This is a genomic window from Cupriavidus sp. CPT47-8839-RL05A (assembly GCF_058792255.1).
The window spans coordinates 67,843-85,042 of the sequence record NZ_JBYTEG010000014.1; the positions used below are offsets into that span (position 1 = coordinate 67,843).

The window sequence follows — 17,200 nt, forward strand, 5'->3', positions numbered from 1 at the left end:
CTTCAGGCCGCGCGCGGTTGCCTGGCGGCGGCCGCGGCGATGGCTTCGCGGAACAGCTCGCCAAGGATGGCCACGCCCTGCTCGATGCGCTCGGCCGACACCGTGACGAAGGCCAGGCGCAGCGCGTTGCGCTTCGGGTTGCTGGCGTAGAACGGCGCGCCCGGCACATAGGCCACGTTGCGCTTCACGGCTTCTTCCAGGATCACCATGCTGTCCAGGCCCTCGGGCAGCTCCATCCAGATGAACATGCCGCCTTCGGGCGCGTTCCAGGTCACGCCCTCGGGCATATGGCGCTTGAGCGCGTCCAGCATGTACTGGCACTGCTTGCCGTAGAGCTCGCGGATGGTCGGGATATGCGTGTCGAGCAGGCCGTCGCGGATGGTCTCGTAGGCCACGCGCTGGGTGAAGGTCGGCGTGTGCAGGTCAGACGCCTGCTTGGCCTGGCACAGCTTGAAGTGCAGCTCGGGCGGGGCGATCACGTAGCCCAGGCGCATGCCGGGGGCCAGGATCTTCGAGAACGAACCCATGTAGATCACGCCGTCCGGGTTCATCGACAGCAGGCTGGGCAGCTGGTCGCCGGTGTAGCTGAGCGCGCCGTAGGGATCGTCCTCGACCAGCAGCACGCCCTGTTCCTTGGCGCGGGCCACCAGCGCTTCGCGGCGTTCCAGCGGCAGGCGGCGCCCGGTCGGGTTCTGGAAGTTGGGCAGGGCGTACAGGAAGCGCGCGCCGGCGGTCAGCTCGGGCGTCAGCGCCTCGGGCAGCAGGCCCTTGTCGTCGCTGGGGATCGAGACGAACTCAGGTTCGAACAGCGAGAACGCCTGCAGCGCGCCGAGGTAGCTGGGGGTTTCCACCAGCACCTTGCTGCCCGGGTCGATCATCACCTTGGCGATCAGGTCCAGTGCCTGCTGCGAGCCGGTGGTGATCAGCACGCGCTCGACCGGCGCGCCATGGCGCCTGGCGACGAACTCGCGCAGCGGCAGGTAGCCTTCGGTCGCGGCGTATTGCAGCGCCGCCTGCGGGTTGTCGGCGAATACGCGGGCCGTCGCTGCCTCCATGGCCGCTACCGGGAACGAGGCCGGCGACGGCAGGCCGCCGGCGAACGAAATGACTTCCGGACGCTCGGTGACCTTCAGGATTTCGCGGATGGCCGAGCTGGTCAGTTGCTGTGCCCGGCGGGAGATGGCCCATTTCATGATGTGTCTCTTGTGGTCTGGGGGAGTTCTGGGCTGAGCGGCAAGCCTGCCGCTCAGTCAACGATAAATAGTCGTGCGCCCTTCGGCGAGGACGAACGGTGCGCTTCCGCCTGGTCGGCTACCTGGTAGCTGGTGCCCGCGCCGAGCACGAACTGCCGGCCGTCTTCCAGCTCGGTATGGAGCTCGCCGTCCAGCACGAACAGGATATGGCCCTTGCTGCACCAGTGGTCGGCCAGGTAGCCGGGCGAATATTCGACCATGCGCACGCGGATGTCGCCGAACTGGCGCGTGCGCCAGGTGGCCTCGCCCTGCTCGCCGGGGTGGCGGGTCGGCGCGATGGCCGACCAGTCGGTGGTGCCGAAGGGCAGGTTGTCGATGCGCATGCGGGCCTCAGGCCGCCTTCACTTCGGCGATCATCTCGATCTCGACGCAGGCGCCCAGCGGGACCTGCGCCACGCCGAAGGCGCTGCGCGCATGCTTGCCGTTGTCGCCGAACACTTCGGCCAAAAGCTCCGAGGCGCCGTTGGTGACCAGGTGCTGCTCGGTGAATTCGGGAGTCGAGTTGACCAGGCTCATCACCTTGACGATGCGGGTGACGCGGTTCAGGTCGCCCACATGCGCGTGCAGCGTGGCCAGCAGGTCGATGGCGATCGCGCGCGCTGCGGCCTTGCCGGACTCGGTGTCGATGTCCTTGCCCAGCTTGCCGGTCCATACCTTGCCGTCCTTGCGGGCGATATGGCCCGACAGGAATACGGTGTTGCCGGTTTGCGCGGCCATTACATAGGCGGCGGCGGGGGCGTTGACGGCCGGCAGTTCGATGCCGAGGCGGGCAAGGGTGTCGTAGACGGACATGTAGGCTCCAGTCAGTGAATGCGTCCAGGGAGGATCGGTGGCGTTTCCGGGGCGGGGGCGGGTGCGCTTTGCTGCACGGCGGCGCGGCGGCCGAGGGCCACGACGGCGATCACCGCAACCGCGAAGGCGATGGTGGGGGCGTCAAGCGGCTCGGCCAGGATCAGCGCACCGCCCGCCAGCGTCAGGAACGGCTGCAGCAATTGTATCTGGCCGACGCGCGCCACGCCGCCTTTTGCGAGGCCGGCGTACCAGAAAAGGAAGCCGACAAACATCGAGAACACCGACACATAGGCCATGCCGCCCCAGGCGCGCGGCGACGCCGCGGCAATCGCCGGCAGGTCGCGCAGGGTCAGCCAGGCCACCACCGGCACCAGCACCGGCAGCGATACCACCAGCGCCCAGCTGATGGTTTCCAGCCCGCCCAGCTCGCGCGACAGCTTGCCGCCCTCGGCATAGCCCAGCGCGCCCAGCACCACGGCGGCGAACAGGTACCAGTCCGCATGCTGCAGGCCGCCGGCACCCTGCCAGACGGCAAAGCCCACCACCAGCGCGCTGCCGGCCACGGCCGACAGCCAGAACGCCGGCGACGGCCGCTCGCGCCCGAACCAGGCGGCGAATACCGCGGTCGCCAGCGGCAGCAGGCCGATCACGATGGCGCCGTGGCTGGCCGGCACCTCGCGCATCGCCAGCGAAGAAAACAGCGGGAAACCTGCCACCACGCCCAGCGCGGTCACGGCCAGCCGCGGCCACTGGCCGCCGCGCGGGCGGCGGCTGGCGGACAGCGCGCCGCGCCAGGCCAGCAGCGCCAGCGCCAGCAGCGCGGCCAGCACGGCGCGCGCCAGTGCCACAAAGATCGGGTCCAGCTCGGCCACCGCCATGCGCGTGAACGGCAGCGTCTGGCTGAAGATCGCCACGCCGACAAAGCCGAGCAGCATGCCGCCGGAGGCCGGCGGGGCAGATGTCAGTGGCGAAGCGGGGCGGCTGGCGGCCATGGTCGGGGTCTTGGTTGTCATCGGCTCGGAATCGGATCGCCGCGGGTCACTGCACGCCCGGGCTGGCGCTGACCGCAATCCACAGCGCGGTCAGCGCCAGCGCCGCGCCCATGGCGCGGTTGAACCAGCGCACGCGCTGCCCTTGCTGCAGCCATTGCCGCAACGACGCGCCCAGCACGCCGTACACGCCGTTGCTGACAAAGCCCAGCGCGGCGAACACGCCGCACACCAGCAGCACGCGCTGCACCGGCGAGGGCGCGCCCGTCATGTAAGAGGCCGCGACCGCCAGCGCCAGCATCCACGCCTTGATGTTGGCGTACTGCAGCACCGCCGACTGCCACACGCTCAGCGGGCGCAGCACCTGCTTCTGTGCCAGCGCCGTGCTGCGCGCGATCTTCCACGCCAGCCACAGCAGGTAGGCCACGCCGGCCAGGTGCACGCCGGCGGCCAGCGCGGGCTGGCCCAGGACCAGCGCGCCCACGCCCAGCGCGCACAGCGCCAGGATGCTGGCAAAGCCGAAGGCCACGCCCACGCAGTGCGGCAGCGTGGCGCGCAGCCCGAAGTTGGCGCCGGTGACCGCGGCGATGGTGGTGTTGGGCCCGGGCGTGAACAGGCCCACCGTCAGCAGGGTCAGCAGGGCCAGGAACTGCGCGGCCGTCAGGCCGGTGAGCAAGCCGGACGCCATCACGCGAACGCGACCACCACGCGCCGGTTGGTGCGGCTCTTCTTCTCGATCTTGGTCACCACCACCGTGCCGATCTCGCTGGTGTTGGCCACGTGGGTGCCGCCGCAGGGCTGGCGGTCCACGCCGGGGATCTCGATGATGCGGATGCTGGCGGTGCCCGCCGGCGGCGCGGCGCCGATGGTGCGCACCAGCTCGGGCTGGGCGGCCAGTTCCTGCGGTGTGATCAGCGTGGTGCGCACCGCGGTGTTGGCATGGATCAGCGCGTTCAGGCGCTCGGTCAGGTCGGCCTTGTCCAGGGTCGATTCCGGCAAGTCGAAGTCGACGCGCGCCGACTCCGGCGAGATGCCGCAGCCGGTCACCGGCACCGGGATCAGCGAGCCCAGCAGGTGCAGGCAGGTATGCAGCCGCATCAGCTTGTGGCGGCGCGCCCAGTCGATGGTCACGGTGACGCGCTCGCCCACGCGCGGCAGCGGCGCATCCGGTGCTGCCACATGCAGGATGCGGCTGCGGTCGTCGGCGTAGACAGTGTCGACGATGGCCACCGCGCGCCCGTCGGCCAGCGCCAGTGTGGCGGTGTCGCCGGCCTGGCCGCCGCTGCGCGCGTAGCACACGGTTTCGTCGAGTTCGATCCCTTCGGCGCCGGCCGCCACCACGGTGGCGGTGCAGTGGCCAAGATAGGGGTCTTCGTCGAAGCGCTTGCGGGTGGCGGACATCGGGGTCTCCTGGTGGGCTTGTTCTGGGTGTGGCTAGCGCAGGGTGCGGATGCCCTGCGCGGTTTCGATTTCGGCGCTCAGTTCGGGCGGGCCCTCGGCCTGCTCGATGGCGATGAGGTGGTCGGCGCCCAGCCAGGCCAGCCCCTGGCGCAGCAGCTCGGCGCGCGGGTGGCGCCCGGACAGCCTGCGCAGCGCCAGGTCCTGCCGCGGCAGGCTGACGCCGGGGTAGCTGGCCACGTCCCACTGGATCAGGCTGGGCAGCAGGCCATCGCCGGCGCTGTCGGCTTCGCCCGGCCAGGCCGGCAGGCTGCCGTCCTCGGGCACGGTGATGCGCCAGTGCAGGCCGCCGCGGGTCATCGGGATGACCGGGGCGATGCGCTCCGGGTACTGCGCCTGCCACCGGCCCAGGTCGGCGGGGCGTTCCACGCGCGCGGCCCAGTGCAGCAGGAAGGGGCCGTCGCGCAGGCGCTGCTGCACGGCCTCGGTGTCCAGGCCGAACCAGCGCGCCCGGGCCGGTGCCGTTGCCGCCGGATCGACCGCGATCACTTCCAGGTAGACGCCGCCCAACATGCCCAGCACACGGTTGTGCGTGCCCATGGCCGTGTGCGCACCGCCCCCGTGGGGCGCAATGCCCAGCAGGCCGGCAACATGGTCCGTGCCGGCGTCCAGGTCGGGCGCGGCGATGACGAGGTGATCGAGGGCGAGCTTCATCTTGGCTTGATGGTAGACAAGGTAGTCGGTACAGTACCGGTACAGTTGAGCGGATCGTATTCAGTACAGTTGCAGGAGCAGCACATGGATGCCAACAGCAGGGATGGCGACGCCGGCGGCGAGACCGCCACCGTCACCCGTCAGAAGGATAGCGGCGGCGACGCCCACAGCACATCGGGGCATACCTCCGGCCGCGCGCTGCGGCTGGTGGTGCCGCCCACCGAGCGCTTCCCCGATCCGATCCCCTCGGCGCAGATGACGCTGGTCGAGCAACTGACCGAATGGGCCCGCATGCGCATCGACGAGCGCGTGTTCCGCTCCGGCATGCGCATGCCGTCGATCCGGCAACTGGCCCAGGAGAAGGGCATCTCGCGCTTTACCGTGGTCGAGGCCTATGAGCGGCTGGTGGCGCTGGGCTACCTGGAATCGCGCCGCGGCTCCGGCTTCTACGTGCGCGAGCGTGCCCCGGCCGCGCCCGCGGCGCCGGTGTCCGGCGACGTGGCGGTGGCGCGCAATATCGACGTGACCTGGCTGCTGCGCAGCATGTTCCATACCGCCGAGGCGCACAAGGCGCCCGGGCTGGGCTTCCTGCCCAATGACTGGCTCGACGGCGAACTGATCGCCAGCGCGCTGCGCGGCCTGGGCCGCCAGCCCGGCAACCATTTCCTGGCCAGCGGCACGCCGCAGGGCTTCCTGCCGCTGCGCCAGCAGCTGCGCACCCGGCTGGAAGAACTGGAGATCGGTGCCAGCGCCGAGCAGATCGTGCTGACCTCGGGCATCACCCAGGCCCTGGACCTGATCGCGCGGCTCTACCTGCAGCCCGGCGACACGGTACTGGTGGGCGACCCGGCCTGGTTCGTGATGTTCGGCCGCTTTGCCGCGCAGGGCGCCCAGGTGATCGGGGTGCCCTACACCGCCGAAGGGCCGGACCTGGAGGCGCTGGAGCGCATCGTGCAGGCACGGCGGCCCAAGCTGTTCGTGATCAACTCGGTGCTGCACAACCCCACCGGCACCTCGCTGTCGGCGGCCAAGGCCTTCCAGCTGCTGCGCCTGGCCGAGCAGTACGACTTCCTGATCGTCGAGGACGATATCTACTGCGACCTGTGCCCGCCCGGCCACGCCGCCACCCGGCTGGCCAGCCTGGACCAGCTGCGCCGGGTGATCTACCTGGGCAGCTTTTCCAAGACCCTGGCGGCCAACCTGCGCGTGGGCTTTATCGCCGCGCACCCGGAGATGGCGTCGGCGCTGACCGACAGCAAGCTGCTGGCGGGGCTGGCCACGCCGGAGATCAACGAGCGCGTGCTGTACAAGGTGCTGACCGAGGGCCACTACCGCAAGCATGTGGAGCGCGTGCGCACCCGGCTGGACCGCGCCCGCGACGAGACCCGGCGCGAGCTGGAGCGCCTGGGCCTGCGGCTCTTTTCCGGCCAGCACGCCGGCATGTACCTGTGGGCCGATACCGGCCGCGACACCAACGCGATCGCCACCGCGGGGCATGAGGAGGGCTACCTGTTCGCCCCGGGCAGCCTGTTCTCGCCGTCGCAGATGCCGTCGGGCTGGATGCGCTTCAACGTTGCCAGCAGCGGCCACCCGGACATGCTGGCCTTCCTGGCGCACCAGCTAGAGCGACTGTAAGTCACATCCCGGCAGCACCCGGGCCTTGAAAAATGGCCCGGGCGGCCCTATGTCTGGCGGCACCGGCCACAGGACCGTGGCCACACCCACTTTCCAGATTCGCCTGTTTCCAAGAGGAGAACCATGACCGCACCGCACGAGACGATGAGCTTCCAGGCGGAAGTGAAGCAACTGCTGCACCTGATGATCCACTCGCTGTACAGCAACAAGGAAATCTTCCTGCGCGAGCTGGTCTCGAATGCTTCGGACGCTACCGACAAGCTGCGCTTCGAGGCGATCGCGAATCCGTCCCTGCTGGAGAACGACGCCGACCTGGCCATCCGCATCGAGGCCGACGCCAAGGCGCGCACGCTGACGATCACCGACAACGGCATCGGCATGAGCCGCGACGAGGCCATCCACAACCTCGGCACCATCGCCCGCTCGGGCACCAAGGAATTCTTCCAGCAGCTTTCCGGCGACCAGCAGAAGGACGCCGCGCTGATCGGCCAGTTCGGCGTGGGCTTCTACTCGGCCTTTATCGTCGCCGACAAGGTCACGGTGGAAACGCGCCGCGCCGGCCTGGGTGCCGAAGACGCAGTGCGCTGGGAAAGCACCGGCGACGGCGAGTTCACCATCGATGCCATCGCCCGCAACGAGCGCGGCACCACCATCACGCTGCACCTGCGCGAGGGCGAGGACGACTTCCTCTCGGCCTGGCGCCTGAAGGGCATCATCCAGAAGTACTCGGACCATATCTCGCTGCCGATCCGCATGCCCAAGGAAGTGTGGGACGCTGAATCCAGCACCTACCAGCGCACCGCCGAGTGGGAAAGCGTGAACCAGGCCAGCGCGCTGTGGACCCGCGCCAAGTCCGACATCACCGACGAGCAGTACACCGCCTTCTACCAGCACATCGCGCACGACAACGAGGCGCCGCTGGCCTGGACCCACAACCGCGTGGAAGGCCGCAGCGAATACACCCAGCTGCTGTATATCCCGGCGCGCGCCCCGTTCGACCTGTGGGATCGCAACCACAAGGCCGGCCTGAAGCTGTACGTCAAGCGCGTCTTCATCATGGACGATGCCGACCAGCTGCTGCCGGGCTACCTGCGCTGGGTCAAGGGCGTGGTCGACTCCGCCGACCTGCCGCTGAACGTATCGCGCGAACTGCTGCAGGAAAGCCGCGACGTCAAGGCCATCCGCGAGGGCTGCACCAAGCGCGTGCTGTCGATGCTGGAAACGCTGGCCGACAGTGAAGAAGAAGCCGATCGCGCCAAATACACCACCTTCTGGCAGCAGTTCGGCCAGGCGCTCAAGGAAGGCATCGGCGAAGACCAGGCCAACCTGGAGCGCGTGGCGAAGCTGCTGCGCTTTGCCTCCACGCACAACGACACCGCCGAGCAGAATGTGGCGCTGGCCGCCTACGTCGGCCGCATGAAGGAAGGCCAGGACAAGATCTACTACGTCACCGCCGATACCTGGTCCGCCGCGAAGAACAGCCCGCACCTGGAAGTGTTCCGCAAGAAGGGCATCGAAGTGCTGCTGCTGACCGACCGCGTCGACGAATGGATGCTGTCATTCCTGCGCGAGTTCGACGGCAAGGAACTGGTGTCGGTTGCGCGCGGCGACCTGGACCTGGGCAAGCTCGCCGACGAAGCCGAGAAGGCCGAGCAGGAAAAGGCCGAGGCCGACTGGAAGGACGTGGTCGAACGCGCCAAGGGCGTGCTCGACGGCAAGGCCAAGGACGTGCGCGTGACGCTGCGCCTGACCGCGTCGGCCTCGTGCCTGGTCTCTGACGAAGGCGACATGAGCGGCTACCTGCAGCGCCTGCTCAAGCAGGCCGGCCAGAAGGCGCCGGACGCCCAGCCGATCCTGGAACTGAATCCGGAACACGCGCTGGTGCAGAAACTGCGCGATCTCCCCGAGGGCGATGCCTTCAGCGACCGCGTGCAGGTGCTGTTCGACCAGGCGCTGCTGGCCGAAGGCGGCATGCTGGACGATCCGGCTGCCTACGTGCAGCGCGTCAACAAGCTGCTGGCCTGACGGCCCGGCTGCCCCCGCCGCGCAGGCGGCGGGGGATTCCCATCTCAAGGTGTTGTAACGGAGCGCGTGACCGATGACACTGAAGCGGTGCTTCCCGCCTGTCGTTGACGCCGGCACGCGCATCCTTATTCTCGGCAGCCTGCCGGGCGAGGCGTCACTGGCGCAAAGCCAGTATTACGCGCATCGGCAGAATCAGTTCTGGCGCCTGACCGGCGAGGTTCTGGGTGAAGACCTGGTCCACCTGGACTATGCCGCGCGGCTGCAAACGCTTCTGGCGCATCACGTCGGTCTGTGGGACGTGGTGGCGCAAGCGAAGCGTGAGGGCAGCCTGGACAGCAACATCCGGGATCACGCCGGCAACGACCTGGCGAGCCTGATCGAATCACTACCCAGGCTGGCTGTCATCGCCTTCAATGGCGGCACTGCTGCGCGTATCGGTTTGAAGGCCCTTGGGCAGCATGGCGACCATCACCGGATCATCAGGCTTCCTTCCAGTAGTCCCGCTCATACCTTGCCCTACATGGAAAAGCTGGGCGCCTGGCAGGCATTGCAAGAGTGGCTGCCTGTAAGCCAGCGTCTGGCATAGCTCGTTCACGCACCCACGTTACCTGGGCATCCCTTCATACATGCCGGTGACGTCATCCATCACCTGAAGAATGCGCTCGCTGGTCGTGGCGATGTTTCTCAACTGTTCCGCGCGACTGACCCCGGTCTGATTGAGTGCCTCTTCAAAGAACAGCCACTGAGAGCCGGCCAGCAGCAGTTCGCGACGGATTGCCTCGGTGTTCTGCGGCGCCGAGGCGAGAAGCTCCTGCGCGGCTGCGAATTCCCTGGTAGCCGCGTCCAGATCCTGCGCCATCTGGGGGGAGGTAATGCCCCAGGCGCGGAACATGCTGATCTTGGCGATTCTCTGCGAGAGCATCCGCTGGCGCCCCGCAACGTTGATCAGCTTGCCCGTCGCGGTGCCCGAATGTTTCTCGAGCAGGAGGGTTCCTTGTTGCGCAAGCTTCAGCACGTCCTCGCTCATTCTTGCGATGGTTTTCGCGCTATCGGGATTCGGATCGCCGCCGGACAGCAACTGCCTATAGGGAATCCATGTCTGCTCGAGCCTGGCGTAGGTGTCCCTGATCTCCTGCGTGGGCGCGAACACCTTCAGCTCCATGAGCTGCTTGTCGAAGAGCGCCACGGACTGCTCGAGAATCTTCTTCGAACGTTCGACTTCAACGCCGAGGCCAGCCTGGCAGTAAGCCTTGGCCATGCGCTGAGACAGCATGCGCTGGCGGCCCGCCTTGTTGATCGCCGCGTTGATCGTCAGCGTTTCGGCGCAAGCGGTCCCGGCCAGGGCCAGCGCCAGGACGCTGCAGACAATCAGGCAGAAGGAACAGAGGTCACGTTTCAAGGGCGTCTCCGCATCAAGTTCTGGTTGATCCTTTGGGCGCATCGTTCGAGCCGACGACGTGGCGGATCAGCTGATCCATTTCCTTGATGATGTCTGCAAGCGCCTGCGTGATCACCGAGAACTCCCTGCCGTACTCTCCCGCCCGCGCCGCCGAGATGCGCGCATTCATTGCGACGATGTTGGCTTGCATCGAAATACCGCTGAGGCGATCGGCGAGGTCGGTCTGGCGTTTGCGTACTGCGAGTTCGCAACGGTGCATTTCCTCCTGGTAGGCCTGCGTGACGGTCTGCAGCAGCTCAAGTATCGGCGTGGCCTGCGTCACAAGCACATCGAGGGATGACGCTCGCCGGCTGGTGTCGGCCAGTGGTGTGTCTATCGCTGTTCTGACCCGGGCGATGAATTCACGGATGCGAGCGTCAGCGCGCGCACTGCCAAAGTACAGTCGCTGCAAGGCGCCGGAGAATATGCCCGGGAAACGCTCATTGCCCGTCATGAGATCCGAATGCGCCGACTCGAACATTGACAGGCACTTGCGTGCGATATCGAGCGCGGCAGTGTCTCCCCGCGAAGCGAGCAACAACTGGAGGACGATCCGTTGCGACAGCATGCGCTGCCTTCCGGAAAGGTCGATCAATGCGCCGATGGTTTCGGCGGACACTTCGGTCTCGGGTGACTGAGCAGAGAGAGCGTTCATGCCATGCCTTGCAGGTAGTGTCGACGCCGACGCGCACCGCGCTGACCGGCGAAGCAAAAGCGCCCCGAAGCGAGATGCCTGCGAACCGGTTGTCCGGTTCGTGGTCCATTCGCTTCGGGGCGTCGTTGCCCGGGATGCTCCTGTTCGGAGCATGTCATCGCGACTTGCCAGCTTGTTTCAAGGCCGCCGTTGGCCTGTGTGACCGCTGTGCAATATCTATGCCATGGCTCACACGGTCCCATCCAATAAACAAAGAAGACATGTGACGCATCCCGACAACCTGGGGTGCCTGGCGCCCATCCGGCGGCGCCCCCGCCGCTCTACTCACGGCCGCGCAAGACGTTCCTGCTCGCGGTGGCATCGGCCCGGCGGCGACGGTGGACTTCATGGCAAAGATCGTGCGCAGCACCAGCGCCGCAAAGGACCAGGACCACATCAAGCTGCTGGTTGAGCAGAACCCGCAGATCCCTGACCGCACCGCCCATCTGCCGCACCAGGCGGACCACCCGACGCTCGCGCTATACGCCACCTGCCGGCGCCTGGAAGCGGACGGCGGGAGGCCCTGCGCGATGCCTTCAGCGAGAAGTCCGTCGAGTTTGCCGGCTTGCTCAAGCTGGGCCGCACGCAGCTGCAGGACGCGGTGCCGATGACCCTGGGCCAGGAGTTCTCCACCTATGCCGTCATGATCGATGAAGACATGGCGCGGCTGCGCGAAGTGTCGGCCCTGGCGCGCGAGGTCAACCTCGGTGCTACCGCGATTGGCACCGGCATCACCGCGCACCCGGAGTACGCGGACAATGCCGTGGCTGCCCTGAGCCGCATTTCCGGCATTGCACTGAGCGGCGCCCCCAACCTGATCGAAGCCACGCAGGACTGCGGCGCCTTTGTGCAGATTTCCGGCGTGCTCAAGCGCATCGCGGTAAAGCTCTCAAAGATCTGCAATGACCTGCGCCTGCTCTCCAGCGGCCCGCGCGCGGGCTTTGGCGAAATCAACCTGCCTGCCATGCAGGCGGGCTCGTCGATCATGCCGGGCAAGGTCAACCCGGTGATTCCGGAAGTGGTGAACCAGGTGGCATTCGCATTCGAAGTGTTCGGCAATGACGTGACCGTGACCTCCGCCGCCGAGGGTGGCCAGCTGCAGCTGAATGCCTTCGAGCCGGTCATCGCTGCCAGTCTGTTCCGCAGCTTCCGCCACCTGACCAACGACTGCGCGACGCTCACGGAACGGATTCCGCAAAGATCCGGCGCGAGCCCGGTCGGGCCTGACGCGGCCCGCAGCCAGCCAACGGCTTCGCAAATCGCCCGTATTGAATCCACCCGTGCGCATGTGACGCATGCCGGATTGCCGTGGGCCATGGCGCACCTATACTGGAGTCGGGCGACGAATCATTCGAAACCGGGGGTATCGGTCGCTCCTTGTAGTGCGCCTTGCGGGCTCGCACTTTCGGACGCATGGCGATGACGCATCGGAAGTGAGCGCCTTAGCCGGCAACCATGCTGGCAAGGAGGCAATCATGTTCAAGCATCTCCTGCTGGCGGTCGATGGCTCCGACCTGTCTGAATCGGCATTCCGCAAGGCCCTGACGCTGGCGCGGGACATGGGGGCGCGTGCCACCGCGGTGCGCGTCTGTCCGAACTACCACGTCCTGACCTACCAGGTCGAGATGCTGGAGGACACGCGCGAAACCTACGTGAAGGAGGCCTGGGAAAACGCGATCCGCTACCTGCGCGGACTGGCCGACGAGGCCGGCGCCGCGGGCGTGGCCTGTGACACGGCATACGTCGTTAACGACCATCCCTACGAGGCCATCATCAAGACGGCCGAGGAAAAAGGCTGCGACCTGATCGTGATGGCTTCGCACGGGCGGCGCGGGGTCCAGGGCATGCTGATCGGCAGCGAAACCCTGAAGGTGCTGACCCACAGCAAGATCCCGGTGCTGGTGTACCGCTAGGCGACGCCTAGCGCCGCCGGCGCGGCGCGCCCGCCTGCACGCATTGCCGCATCCGCGCCGCCAGGCGCGGCAGCGGGCCTGTGCGCCAGCGGCTGCGCAGGTCGTCGCTCAGCGGCACTGTGATCAGCGCCAGCAGCAGCGCGGCCAGCGGCAGCGTGGCGCTGAAACCCAGGTGCTTGAAGCCCAGCGCGCCGGTGATGCCGCCGGCAAAGAACAGCGTGACCAGCACCACCAGCAGGCGCAGCTTGCGCCGGTTGGCGAGCACGCGGGGCAGTGGGCGCGCTTGTGTGCGTGATGGCGTGTGCGCCGGCGCGGCTGCGTTCCAGTAGCACAGCTTGCCCAGCTCGATGCCGATATCGGTGACCATGCCAGTGAGGTGGGTGGTGCGGATCTCGGCGTTCGAAAGCTTGGTGATCATGGCATTCTGCAGCCCCATGATGAAGCACAGCAGCATCACCGTGGCTGGCACGAACAGCCACTGGTGCTGCCCCAGGTTGCCGCCGATCAGGCCAAAGCACAGCAGCAGCCCCGCCTCCAGCGCCAGCGGCAGCGCGTATTCACTGTGCAGCCGCTCGCGCCGTCCCCAGTTGACCAGCACCGCCGAGCACGCGGCGCCGCCGAGAAACGACAGCAGCGCCCCGACCCCATCCAGCACCAGCGCGAAGCTGCCCAGCGCCAGGTTGTCGGCCATGGCCGAGACCACGCCGGACATATGCGAGGTGTATTGCTGCACGGCCAGGAAGCCGCCGGCATTGATGGCGCCGGCGACAAAGCAGAGGTAGCCGGCCAGGTGCCGGTTGGCGTGGGGGCTGCGCCGCTTCCCGGTCAGTTTGCGCAGGTACAGGATCGGCATGGCGATGGGGCGGCGTCTGGCGGATTGGGAAGGGCGGCGGCGGACCTGCGTTGCCGCTACAGGGTGTCCCGGGGCCGGGCAAGGGCGTGCCAGGCGTCGGGGTCGGCGGCAACCGCCTCGCCGCGCTTCATGCGGCGGGCAGTCGGTGTCAGCTTCAATGCATGCACGGCTTCCAGCGCCCGTGCGCGTGCCAGCAGCGTCTGCAGCGACGGCAGCCGGGGCGGGCCTTTCCAGGCAAACAAGGTGTAGTTGCAGCTGTCCTCGGCGCGTGCGACCGACATCGAGGCCCCGAACACGGCGCGCACGGCGCCCAGGTAGTGCGGCATGCCGCGGTCGCTTGCCAGGAAGTTGGCGACCAGCACGCCGTCGTCGGCCAGCCGCGCGTGGCAGGCCGCGTAGAAGCCGGCAGAGCCAAGCTGCAGCGGCATGCCGTCAGCCAGGAAGCCGTCGACGAGAATGACCTCGGGGCGCGCTTCCCGCCCCCTGACGTACTCGGCGCCATCGGCGCAGACCACCTGCAGGCGGGCATCGTCGGGCGGAATGCGGAAGCGCTCGCGCAGTGCGATCACCGCCGGGTCGATCTCGACAGCGACCACCCGCGTGGCAGGCAGGTGCCGGTAGCAATACTTGACCAGCGAGCCTCCGCCGAGCCCGATCACCGAAATCCGTGCCGGCGACGGATGCAGCAACAGGAATCCCATCATGGTGCGCGTGTAGCCCAGCACCAGCCGGTCGGGATCGCGCCGCGACATGAAGCTCTGCGTGGCCAGCACGTCGAAGTGCAGCGACAGGGCGGTCTCGGTCTCAAGCACCACGGGCGTGCCGTCGCGCGGGGCTTCGGCCAGGAACCGCATATAGGACTCAAAGGAGGTGCGGCGGCTATCCGCGGCGATGCCGGTGCCGGCGTCCGATTTGCGTTCGTTCATGGCTGGCCGTCCCCTGGTCCGAGAAGTTGTGCGATGGCCCTGACCGCGGCGACTTCGTCCGGGCCGTCGGCCTGGATGCGCAGCACGGTGCCAGGCGGCGTGCGCAGGCGCATGACGGCCATCACGTCGTGCGCATCGGCCGAGCCGGAGTCCGTGATCAGCACGATGCGGCTGGCAAAGCGGCTGGCCACCAGGGTCACTCGCGCCGAGCCGCGTCCCTGGAAACCCTTGCCGGCGGCGATGTTGAGGGTCGCCTCGATCACGGCAGCCTTGCGCAATGCAGGACCCGGGAGGCGGACCCGGTGGGCTGGCTGGGGCGGGCAAGGCGGCGGGTCGCGCGCCCGGGTATCGCGGACATCGGGGACATCTGTTGCAGTCACATATGATGTTAATCGTATTATCATAGCTCAGCACCCGCAGCCGGTGGCTGCATCCGGCCAGGAAATGCCATGCCCGGTGCCGCGGTTGTGGAGAAACCGCCCTTTGCGGGCTGTGCCGGGCGCCTGCTCATCCCGGAAACTGGATTTGGGGCGTGCGCTTCTGGCATCCTGACGGATCTGTCCTGATGTCCGGCCTGCCCGGAACGCTGCCATGCCCCTTTCCGACTGGACCCATGAGGCCATCCGCAAGATCGATGCGGATTTCAACCGCTCCGCCGACACCCACCTGATCCCGCTGGACCTGCCGGGCTACCCGGACATCCGCGTCTATTTCAAGGACGAGTCCAGCCACCCGACCGGCAGCCTCAAGCACCGGCTGGCGCGGTCGCTGTTCCTGTATGCGCTGTGCAACGGCTGGCTGCACGAGGGCAGCACGGTGGTGGAGGCATCCAGCGGCTCGACCGCGATCTCCGAGGCTTACTTTGCGCGGCTGCTCGGGCTGTCGTTCGTGGCGGTGATCCCGGCGGGGACCTCGCGCGCCAAGATCGAGGCGATCGAGTTCTACGGCGGGCACTGCCACCTGGTGGGCAGCCCGTCCGAGATCTACGCCGCCTCGCGCCGCATCGCGCAGGAGACGGGCGGGCATTTCATGGACCAGTTCACCTACGCCGAGCGCGCCACCGACTGGCGCGCCAACAACAATATCGCCGAGTCGATCTTCAAGCAGATGGCGCACGAAGAGCATGCGGTGCCGGCCTGGCTGGTATCGAGCGGCGGCACCGGCGGCACCATCGCCACGCTGGGGCGCTATGTGGCCTATCGGCGCCACAAGACCCGCGTGCTGTGCGCGGACCCGGAGAACTCGGTGTTCTTTGACTACTTCCGCAGCTGCCTGGACGGCAAGCCGCAGCCGGACCTGTCCCTGGCGGAGGGCTCGCGCATTGAAGGCATCGGCCGGCCGCGCGTGGAGCATTCGTTTATCCCGACCTGCATCGACGCCATGCTGAAGGTGCCGGACGCACTCTCGTTCGCGGCCATGCGCTACCTCGCCGGGCGCTTCGGGCGCCGCGTGGGCGGGTCCACCGGCACCAATTTCGTCGGCGTGCTGTACCTGGCCCAGCAGATGAGCGCGGCGGGGGAGGGCGGCGCCATCGTCAGCCTGCTGTGCGACAGCGGCGAGCGCTACGGCAACACCTATTACGACGATGCCTGGTACAGCGCGCAGGGCATTGCCATCGAGGCGGCCGATGCGCTGGTGGCGCGCGCGGTCAATGGCGAGGCCGTGCTGACGCCGCAGGCGGTGGCCGGGCTGCAGCCGGCCGGCGCCGGCATTGCGGCGGGCGGCTGAAACCCGTGGCCCCGCCTTTCTGTCACAATGCCGGCGGCTGGCGCGCCGGCCATTGATTTCAAGGTGAATTCCCTATGCGTATCTTCGGCATCAGCATCCATATCATCGTTGCACTGTTCTTTGCGGTGCACGCGGTGCGCACGCACCAGAACATGTACTGGCTGCTGATCCTGTTCCTGTTCCCGGGGCTGGGCAGCGTGGTGTATTTCTTCGCGATCTACCTGCCCGAGCTGCGCCAGTCGCGCGGCGCGCGTGCGGCCACGCGTGCCATCACGCAACTGGTCGATCCGAACCGCGCGGTGCGCGAGGCCCGCTCAGACTTTGACCGCGCCCCGACGGTGGCGCACCGCATGCGCCTGGGCGCCGCGCTGCTGGCGGCCGAGGAGCCGTCGGAAGCCCTGCAGCACTACCAGGCAGCGGCCAGCGGACCGTTTGCGACCGATCCGGCGCTGCTGCAGGGGCTGGCGCAGGCGCAGTTCGCCACCGGCGATGCGGCCGGCGCGCTGGCAACGCTGGAAAAGCTGTTCGCCGCCAATCCGCAGTCGCGCCAGCAGCCCGATCCGGCCTTGCTGTATGCGCGCGCGCTGGCGGCCACCGGCGCATCCGGCACGCGCGCCGCGTTCGAGCAGGCGCTGACCAGCGCCAGCGATGCCGCGCCGCGCTGCCTTTTCGCCGACTGGCTGGCGGCGCAGCCCGACGCCGCCGACCACGAACGCGCGCAGCAGCTCTATGCCGATATCGTCCACGACGCCCGCCACTGGCCGCGCCACGCCCGCGAACACAACCGCGAATGGCTGCAACGCGCGCAGGCGGCGCTGGGCAAGTAATCCGCGTTTCCCCCA

General features: G+C 67.8%; 17 protein-coding genes and 3 pseudogenes. 8 read left to right on the forward strand and 12 right to left on the reverse strand.

Annotated elements, in window-relative coordinates; translation table 11 throughout:
* Positions 1-2: 2 nt before the first annotated feature.
* The 7 genes from AC3WVS_RS18245 to AC3WVS_RS18275 are packed head-to-tail and all read right to left on the reverse strand — an operon-like array spanning position 3 to position 5,146.
* Positions 3-1,193, reverse strand: a complete 1,191-nt coding sequence (locus tag AC3WVS_RS18245; RefSeq protein WP_492319800.1) for an aminotransferase-like domain-containing protein — start codon at positions 1,191-1,193, stop codon at positions 3-5.
* A 53-nt stretch (positions 1,194-1,246) separates the two neighbouring features.
* Complete coding sequence (locus AC3WVS_RS18250) at positions 1,247-1,576, reverse strand: DHCW motif cupin fold protein (RefSeq protein ID WP_010813560.1); 330 nt, start codon at positions 1,574-1,576, stop codon at positions 1,247-1,249.
* Positions 1,577-1,583: 7 nt separating this feature from the next.
* Entirely contained in the window at positions 1,584-2,045 is a 462-nt protein-coding gene (locus AC3WVS_RS18255) for a RidA family protein (RefSeq protein WP_492319801.1), read from the reverse strand.
* Between the two features lie 11 nt (positions 2,046-2,056).
* Complete coding sequence (locus AC3WVS_RS18260) at positions 2,057-3,037, reverse strand: DMT family transporter (RefSeq protein WP_492319872.1); 981 nt, start codon at positions 3,035-3,037, stop codon at positions 2,057-2,059.
* 46 nt (positions 3,038-3,083) lie between these two features.
* A complete protein-coding gene (locus AC3WVS_RS18265; protein ID WP_492319802.1) occupies positions 3,084-3,722 on the reverse strand; it encodes a LysE family translocator in 639 nt (212 codons plus the stop codon).
* Positions 3,722-4,435, reverse strand: coding sequence for an alanyl-tRNA editing protein (locus tag AC3WVS_RS18270; protein ID WP_492319803.1), 714 nt, complete (start codon positions 4,433-4,435; stop codon positions 3,722-3,724). The genes AC3WVS_RS18265 and AC3WVS_RS18270 overlap by 1 nt, the downstream gene beginning before the upstream one ends.
* A gap of 33 nt (positions 4,436-4,468) precedes the next feature.
* On the reverse strand, positions 4,469-5,146 hold the full coding sequence (locus AC3WVS_RS18275; RefSeq protein WP_492319804.1) for a VOC family protein: 678 nt from the start codon (positions 5,144-5,146) through the stop codon (positions 4,469-4,471).
* Between the two features lie 84 nt (positions 5,147-5,230).
* Between AC3WVS_RS18275 and AC3WVS_RS18280 the strand changes: the two genes are divergently transcribed.
* The 3 genes from AC3WVS_RS18280 (at position 5,231) to AC3WVS_RS18290 (ending at position 9,392) form a co-directional block, all read left to right on the forward strand.
* The gene (locus tag AC3WVS_RS18280) at positions 5,231-6,781 is read left to right on the forward strand and encodes an aminotransferase-like domain-containing protein (protein WP_492319805.1); all 1,551 of its coding nucleotides are present in this window, start codon (positions 5,231-5,233) and stop codon (positions 6,779-6,781) included.
* Positions 6,782-6,904: 123 nt separating this feature from the next.
* Complete coding sequence (gene htpG, locus AC3WVS_RS18285) at positions 6,905-8,806, forward strand: molecular chaperone HtpG (RefSeq protein ID WP_492319806.1); 1,902 nt, start codon at positions 6,905-6,907, stop codon at positions 8,804-8,806.
* A 73-nt stretch (positions 8,807-8,879) separates the two neighbouring features.
* Positions 8,880-9,392 carry a DNA-deoxyinosine glycosylase gene (locus AC3WVS_RS18290; RefSeq protein WP_492319807.1) on the forward strand — a complete coding sequence of 171 codons (513 nt, stop codon included), beginning with the start codon at positions 8,880-8,882 and terminating at the stop codon, positions 9,390-9,392.
* 18 nt (positions 9,393-9,410) lie between these two features.
* Here AC3WVS_RS18290 and AC3WVS_RS18295 read toward each other — a convergent pair whose 3' ends face one another.
* Both AC3WVS_RS18295 and AC3WVS_RS18300 read right to left on the reverse strand, forming a co-directional pair.
* Positions 9,411-10,205 (reverse strand): type IV pili methyl-accepting chemotaxis transducer N-terminal domain-containing protein, encoded by a 795-nt coding sequence (locus tag AC3WVS_RS18295; protein WP_492319808.1) that lies wholly within the window; start codon positions 10,203-10,205, stop codon positions 9,411-9,413.
* Between the two features lie 13 nt (positions 10,206-10,218).
* The gene (locus tag AC3WVS_RS18300; RefSeq protein ID WP_492319809.1) at positions 10,219-10,899 is read right to left on the reverse strand and encodes a methyl-accepting chemotaxis protein; all 681 of its coding nucleotides are present in this window, start codon (positions 10,897-10,899) and stop codon (positions 10,219-10,221) included.
* A 353-nt stretch (positions 10,900-11,252) separates the two neighbouring features.
* On the opposite strand from AC3WVS_RS18300, the pseudogene AC3WVS_RS18305 reads away from it, so the two are divergent.
* The 3 genes and pseudogenes from AC3WVS_RS18305 to AC3WVS_RS18315 all read left to right on the forward strand — a co-directional run.
* Positions 11,253-11,474 (forward strand): annotated as a pseudogene (locus AC3WVS_RS18305) (aspartate/glutamate racemase family protein); the annotation flags it as partial.
* A pseudogene (locus tag AC3WVS_RS18310) lies at positions 11,462-12,154 on the forward strand (lyase family protein); the annotation flags it as partial. The pseudogenes AC3WVS_RS18305 and AC3WVS_RS18310, both read left to right, overlap by 13 nt.
* 259 nt (positions 12,155-12,413) lie before the next feature.
* Positions 12,414-12,851, forward strand: a complete 438-nt coding sequence (locus AC3WVS_RS18315) for a universal stress protein (RefSeq protein ID WP_492319810.1) — start codon at positions 12,414-12,416, stop codon at positions 12,849-12,851.
* Positions 12,852-12,894: 43 nt separating this feature from the next.
* Here AC3WVS_RS18315 and AC3WVS_RS18320 read toward each other — a convergent pair.
* The 3 genes and pseudogenes from AC3WVS_RS18320 to AC3WVS_RS18330 all read right to left on the reverse strand — a co-directional run.
* Positions 12,895-13,704: pseudogene (locus AC3WVS_RS18320) on the reverse strand (YoaK family protein); the annotation flags it as partial.
* A gap of 56 nt (positions 13,705-13,760) precedes the next feature.
* Positions 13,761-14,630: a fused MFS/spermidine synthase gene (locus tag AC3WVS_RS18325; RefSeq protein ID WP_492319811.1), complete on the reverse strand. Its 870-nt coding sequence runs from the start codon at positions 14,628-14,630 to the stop codon at positions 13,761-13,763.
* Positions 14,627-14,893, reverse strand: a complete 267-nt coding sequence (locus tag AC3WVS_RS18330) for an HPr family phosphocarrier protein (protein ID WP_492319812.1) — start codon at positions 14,891-14,893, stop codon at positions 14,627-14,629. The genes AC3WVS_RS18325 and AC3WVS_RS18330 overlap by 4 nt, the downstream gene beginning before the upstream one ends.
* A gap of 328 nt (positions 14,894-15,221) precedes the next feature.
* On the opposite strand from AC3WVS_RS18330, the gene AC3WVS_RS18335 reads away from it, so the two are divergent.
* Both AC3WVS_RS18335 and AC3WVS_RS18340 read left to right on the forward strand, forming a co-directional pair.
* The gene (locus AC3WVS_RS18335; protein WP_492319813.1) at positions 15,222-16,358 is read left to right on the forward strand and encodes a PLP-dependent cysteine synthase family protein; all 1,137 of its coding nucleotides are present in this window, start codon (positions 15,222-15,224) and stop codon (positions 16,356-16,358) included.
* Between the two features lie 74 nt (positions 16,359-16,432).
* Positions 16,433-17,185 (forward strand): tetratricopeptide repeat protein, encoded by a 753-nt coding sequence (locus AC3WVS_RS18340; protein WP_492319814.1) that lies wholly within the window; start codon positions 16,433-16,435, stop codon positions 17,183-17,185.
* The last annotated feature ends 15 nt before the right edge of the window (positions 17,186-17,200 follow it).